Annotated in this window: 2 tRNA genes and 2 rRNA genes; all 4 read left to right on the plus strand. The window is 52.2% G+C overall.

What is annotated here, in order from left to right:
* Window positions 1–150 precede the first annotated feature (150 nt).
* A 16S ribosomal RNA gene (locus QWY30_RS15735) occupies window positions 151–1,681 on the plus strand.
* Window positions 1,682–1,791: 110 nt separating this feature from the next.
* Window positions 1,792–1,868, plus strand: a tRNA-Ile gene (locus QWY30_RS15740).
* Window positions 1,869–1,875: 7 nt separating this feature from the next.
* Window positions 1,876–1,951 (plus strand) — tRNA-Ala (locus QWY30_RS15745).
* A gap of 435 nt (window positions 1,952–2,386) precedes the next feature.
* Window positions 2,387–5,265: ribosomal RNA gene (locus tag QWY30_RS15750) — 23S ribosomal RNA — on the plus strand.
* Together the 16S and 23S rRNA genes with 2 tRNA genes alongside form the textbook arrangement of a ribosomal RNA operon.
* Window positions 5,266–5,367 lie beyond the last annotated feature (102 nt).

A 5,367-nucleotide genomic window follows, 5' to 3' on the forward strand; every position in this document is an offset into this window, starting at 1 on the left:
ATTGCAAACGAAATCAAGTGCTCACAAAGAAGTTTGGAAATGAATGTTAAGTGTAAAAGCTTGATGTAAATAACCTCACTTCCTTTGAGCAGCGACGTATCACCGGCCTGGGTTTACTCAGGTCATGGAAATACGATTTATACAGAGATTAAACTGAAGAGTTTGATCCTGGCTCAGATTGAACGCTAGCGGGATGCCTTACACATGCAAGTCGAACGGCAGCGCGGACTTCGGTCTGGCGGCGAGTGGCGAACGGGTGAGTAATGTATCGGAACGTGCCCAGTAGCGGGGGATAACTACTCGAAAGAGTAGCTAATACCGCATACGCCCTACGGGGGAAAGGGGGGGATCGCAAGACCTCTCACTATTGGAGCGGCCGATATCGGATTAGCTAGTTGGTGAGGTAAAGGCTCACCAAGGCGACGATCCGTAGCTGGTTTGAGAGGACGACCAGCCACACTGGGACTGAGACACGGCCCAGACTCCTACGGGAGGCAGCAGTGGGGAATTTTGGACAATGGGGGAAACCCTGATCCAGCCATTCCGCGTGTGCGATGAAGGCCTTCGGGTTGTAAAGCACTTTTGGCAGGAAAGAAATCGCATCAATTAATACTTGGTGTGGATGACGGTACCTGCAGAATAAGCACCGGCTAACTACGTGCCAGCAGCCGCGGTAATACGTAGGGTGCAAGCGTTAATCGGAATTACTGGGCGTAAAGCGTGCGCAGGCGGTTCGGAAAGAGAGGTGTGAAATCCCAGGGCTCAACCTTGGAACTGCACTTTTAACTACCGAGCTAGAGTATGTCAGAGGGGGGTGGAATTCCGCGTGTAGCAGTGAAATGCGTAGATATGCGGAGGAACACCGATGGCGAAGGCAGCCCCCTGGGATAATACTGACGCTCATGCACGAAAGCGTGGGGAGCAAACAGGATTAGATACCCTGGTAGTCCACGCCCTAAACGATGTCAACTAGCTGTTGGGGCCTTCGGGCCTTAGTAGCGCAGCTAACGCGTGAAGTTGACCGCCTGGGGAGTACGGTCGCAAGATTAAAACTCAAAGGAATTGACGGGGACCCGCACAAGCGGTGGATGATGTGGATTAATTCGATGCAACGCGAAAAACCTTACCTACCCTTGACATGTCTGGAATCCCGAAGAGATTTGGGAGTGCTCGCAAGAGAACCGGAACACAGGTGCTGCATGGCTGTCGTCAGCTCGTGTCGTGAGATGTTGGGTTAAGTCCCGCAACGAGCGCAACCCTTGTCATTAGTTGCTACGAAAGGGCACTCTAATGAGACTGCCGGTGACAAACCGGAGGAAGGTGGGGATGACGTCAAGTCCTCATGGCCCTTATGGGTAGGGCTTCACACGTCATACAATGGTCGGGACAGAGGGTCGCCAACCCGCGAGGGGGAGCCAATCCCAGAAACCCGATCGTAGTCCGGATTGTAGTCTGCAACTCGACTACATGAAGTCGGAATCGCTAGTAATCGCGGATCAGCATGTCGCGGTGAATACGTTCCCGGGTCTTGTACACACCGCCCGTCACACCATGGGAGTGGGTTTCACCAGAAGTAGTTAGCCTAACCGCAAGGGGGGCGATTACCACGGTGGGGTTCATGACTGGGGTGAAGTCGTAACAAGGTAGCCGTATCGGAAGGTGCGGCTGGATCACCTCCTTTCAGAGCAGCGTACACGAAGCCAAAGCGCTCACACTTATCGGTTGTTAGTTTAGAAGCAACAAGGGTTTTAAGCTGTAAAGAGTAGTTGAAAGTCGAATGCCGAGTCGGCCGGGTCTGTAGCTCAGCTGGTTAGAGCACCGTCTTGATAAGGCGGGGGTCGTTGGTTCGAGTCCAACCAGACCCACCAGGGTTTTGGGGGATTAGCTCAGCTGGGAGAGCACCTGCTTTGCAAGCAGGGGGTCGTCGGTTCGATCCCGTCATCCTCCACCAACGAACGGTGAGTCGAAGCGGTGTAGATTGACTTTGGGTGCCGTAGCGTTTACTCCATAGTGTTTACTCCGTGGCGATTACTTCGTAGTGTTTAACTCTTAGTGCATGAGATCAGTGGTGAAGGCTGCGGATCGGATCGTGTATTAAGAGTTAGGCTTTATGTCTAATGGAAGTGCCTTGTTCTTTAACAATCTGGAAGAAGCACAACGAAAAGTTTTTGGTGTGCATATGTACGACGAGCATCTTTGGATGCGCGTGGTGTGTATGTGTCACGAATAACGGGTTGTGATTGCATAGTAATTTGTTCAATTCTCAAGCTCTATTGAGCATCGGGTGCGGAGCGATCTGTACCGGGATGTTTGATGGAGTGCCAAAGATGAAGAACGGCACAAACGCTACAAGTAAATCAGCGTCTTATAGCCTTTATGGTTATAGGATCAAGCGACTAAGTGCATATGGTGGATGCCTTGGCGATCACAGGCGAAGAAGGGCGTGGTAGCCTGCGAAAAGCTACGGGGAGCTGGCAAACAAGCATTGATCCGTAGATGTCCGAATGGGGAAACCCACCGCGTAAGCGGTATCCCAGACTGAATACATAGGTCTGAGGAGGCGAACCGGGCGAACTGAAACATCTCAGTAGCTCGAGGAAAAGAAATCAACCGAGATTCCGAAAGTAGTGGCGAGCGAAATCGGAAGAGCCTGTACGTTTTAGCAGTTGGAATAGTTGAAGGGGATGGAAAGCCCCGCCATAGCAGGTGATAGCCCTGTAGACGAAATTCTGATTGTGGAACTAAGCGTACGATAAGTAGGGCGGGACACGTGTAATCCTGTCTGAAGATGGGGGGACCATCCTCCAAGGCTAAATACTCGTGATCGACCGATAGTGAACCAGTACCGTGAGGGAAAGGCGAAAAGAACCCCGGAAGGGGAGTGAAATAGATCCTGAAACCGTATGCATACAAACAGTAGGAGCCTCGCAAGGGGTGACTGCGTACCTTTTGTATAATGGGTCAGCGACTTACATTCAGTGGCAAGCTTAACCGAATAGGGAAGGCGTAGCGAAAGCGAGTCCGAATAGGGCGTCAAGTCGCTGGGTGTAGACCCGAAACCAGGTGATCTATCCATGGCCAGGTTGAAGGCACGGTAACACGTGCTGGAGGACCGAACCCACTAATGTTGAAAAATTAGGGGATGAGCTGTGGATAGGGGTGAAAGGCTAAACAAACCTGGAAATAGCTGGTTCTCTCCGAAAACTATTTAGGTAGTGCCTCTCGTATTACTGCCGGGGGTAGAGCACTGTTATGGCTAGGGGGTCATGGCGACTTACCAAACCATGGCAAACTCCGAATACCGGCAAGTACAGCGAGGGAGACAGAGCACCGGGTGCTAACGTCCGGACTCAAGAGGGAAACAACCCAGACCGCCAGCTAAGGTCCCAAACTATCGCTAAGTGGGAAACGAAGTGGGAAGGCATAGACAGTCAGGAGGTTGGCTTAGAAGCAGCCATCCTTTAAAGAAAGCGTAATAGCTCACTGATCGAGTCGTCCTGCGCGGAAGATGTAACGGGGCTAAGCGATAGACCGAAGCTGCGGGTGTGCAATTTATTGCACGCGGTAGGAGAGCGTTCCGTAAGCCTGCGAAGGTGGCTTGTAAAGGCTGCTGGAGGTATCGGAAGTGCGAATGCTGACATGAGTAGCGATAAAGGGGGTGAAAAGCCCCCTCGCCGTAAGTCCAAGGTTTCCTGCGCAACGTTCATCGGCGCAGGGTGAGTCGGCCCCTAAGGTGAGGCAGAGATGCGTAGCTGATGGGAAGCTGGTTAATATTCCAGCACCATTGTATGGTGCGATGGGGGGACGGATTGCGGAAGGTTATCAGGGTGTTGGATGTCCCTGTTGCTGCATTGGAGAAGGCGCTTAGGTAAATCCGGGCGCGGGATTCAAGGGTGTGGCACGAGCGAACTTGTTCGCGAAGTAACTGGAAGTGGTTCCAAGAAAAGCCTCTAAGCTTCAGCCATACAAGACCGTACCGCAAACCGACACAGGTGGACGGGATGAATATTCCAAGGCGCTTGAGAGAACTCAGGAGAAGGAACTCGGCAAATTGATACCGTAACTTCGGGAGAAGGTATGCCTCGGTAGTGTGAAGAGCTCGCGCTCGGAGCATGATGAGGCCGCAGAGAATCGGTGGCTGCGACTGTTTATTAAAAACACAGCACTCTGCTAAGACGAAAGTCGACGTATAGGGTGTGACGCCTGCCCGGTGCCGGAAGGTTAATTGATGGGGTGCAAGCTCTTGATCGAAGCCCCGGTAAACGGCGGCCGTAACTATAACGGTCCTAAGGTAGCGAAATTCCTTGTCGGGTAAGTTCCGACCTGCACGAATGGCGTAACGATGGCCACACTGTCTCCTCCTGAGACTCAGCGAAGTTGAAGTGTTTGTGATGATGCAATCTACCCGCGGCTAGACGGAAAGACCCCATGAACCTTTACTGTAGCTTTGCATTGGACTGTGAACCGGCCTGTGTAGGATAGGTGGGAGACGTTGAAGCGTGGTCGCTAGATCGCGTGGAGTCAACCTTGAAATACCACCCTGGTTTGTTTGCGGTTCTAACCTTGGCCCGTTATCCGGGTCGGGGACAGTGCATGGTGGGCAGTTTGACTGGGGCGGTCTCCTCCCAAAGTGTAACGGAGGAGTTCGAAGGTACGCTAGGTACGGTCGGAAATCGTGCTGATAGTGCAATGGCATAAGCGTGCTTGACTGTGAGACTGACAAGTCGAACAGGTGCGAAAGCAGGACATAGTGATCCGGTGGTTCTGTATGGAAGGGCCATCGCTCAACGGATAAAAGGTACTCTGGGGATAACAGGCTGATACCGCCCAAGAGTTCATATCGACGGCGGTGTTTGGCACCTCGATGTCGGCTCATCTCATCCTGGGGCTGTAGCCGGTCCCAAGGGTATGGCTGTTCGCCATTTAAAGAGGTACGTGAGCTGGGTTTAAAACGTCGTGAGACAGTTTGGTCCCTATCTGCCGTGGGCGTTGGATACTTGACGGAGCCTGCTCCTAGTACGAGAGGACCGGAGTGGACGTACCTCTGGTGTACCGGTTGTCATGCCAATGGCATTGCCGGGTAGCTATGTACGGAAGAGATAACCGCTGAAGGCATCTAAGCGGGAAACTCGTCTGAAGATTAGGTATCCCGGGGCCTAGAGCCCCCTGAAGGGTCGTTCAAGACCAGGACGTTGATAGGTCAGGTGTGGAAGCGCAGTAATGCGTTAAGCTAACTGATACTAATTGCCCGTGCGGCTTGATCCTATAACCCTACAGGTTAATGACCTGATTGTTGTAGAGTTAAAGTGCCGTTCAAATAAATATGTAAAGTCGTGAATAACGGCTGTAGTCAAAACATCCAACCCG

Origin of the sequence: Zwartia panacis (genome assembly GCF_030410395.1) — a bacterium.
In the GTDB taxonomy this organism is placed as follows: Bacteria; Pseudomonadota; Gammaproteobacteria; order Burkholderiales; family Burkholderiaceae_B; genus Zwartia; species Zwartia panacis.